The following is a 563-nucleotide window of genomic DNA, read 5'->3' as shown; positions in this document are numbered from 1 at the left end:
TTGAATAAATGGGGCGACCGATGGGACTTGAACCCACGAATGCCGGATCCACAAACCGGTGCGTTAACCCCTTCGCCACGACCGCCATATGTTATTCAACAAAGTTCATCTGGCAGGGGCAGCAGGAATTGAACCCACACCAAAGGTTTTGGAGACCTTTGTTCTACCTTTAAACTATGCCCCTATATGGTGGAGGATGATGGATTCGAACCACCGAACTCGAAGAGAGCAGATTTACAGTCTGCCGTGTTTAGCCACTTCACTAATCCTCCAAATACATGGTGCCGTCGAGAGGACTTGAACCCCCAACCTACTGATTACAAGTCAGTTGCTCTACCAGTTGAGCTACAACGGCATATTACTTAAAATGGTGGCTCGGAACGGAATCGAACCGCCGACACAAGGATTTTCAGTCCTTTGCTCTACCGACTGAGCTACCGAGCCAAACATAATAGAAGATAAATGGCGGAGCTGACGAGATTCGAACTCGCGATCTCCTGCGTGACAGGCAGGCATGTTGGGCCACTACACCACAGCTCCGTATTATTAAAACTCTTCTATTA

Annotated in this window: 6 tRNA genes; all 6 read right to left on the bottom strand. The window is 48.5% G+C overall.

Annotation, left to right across the window (positions count from 1 at the left end):
* Positions 1–9: 9 nt before the first annotated feature.
* Positions 10–85, bottom strand: a tRNA-His gene (locus AC1TPB_RS25045).
* Between the two features lie 25 nt (positions 86–110).
* Positions 111–184, bottom strand: a tRNA-Trp gene (locus tag AC1TPB_RS25040).
* Between the two features lie 3 nt (positions 185–187).
* A tRNA-Tyr gene (locus AC1TPB_RS25035) sits at positions 188–272 on the bottom strand.
* 7 nt (positions 273–279) lie between these two features.
* Positions 280–355 (bottom strand) — tRNA-Thr (locus AC1TPB_RS25030).
* A gap of 13 nt (positions 356–368) precedes the next feature.
* A tRNA-Phe gene (locus AC1TPB_RS25025) sits at positions 369–444 on the bottom strand.
* Between the two features lie 19 nt (positions 445–463).
* Positions 464–540 (bottom strand) — tRNA-Asp (locus AC1TPB_RS25020).
* Positions 541–563 lie beyond the last annotated feature (23 nt).

This window comes from Paenibacillus sp. Y951, from assembly GCF_056786395.1.
This window is presented reverse-complemented; position numbering and strand designations above follow the sequence as displayed.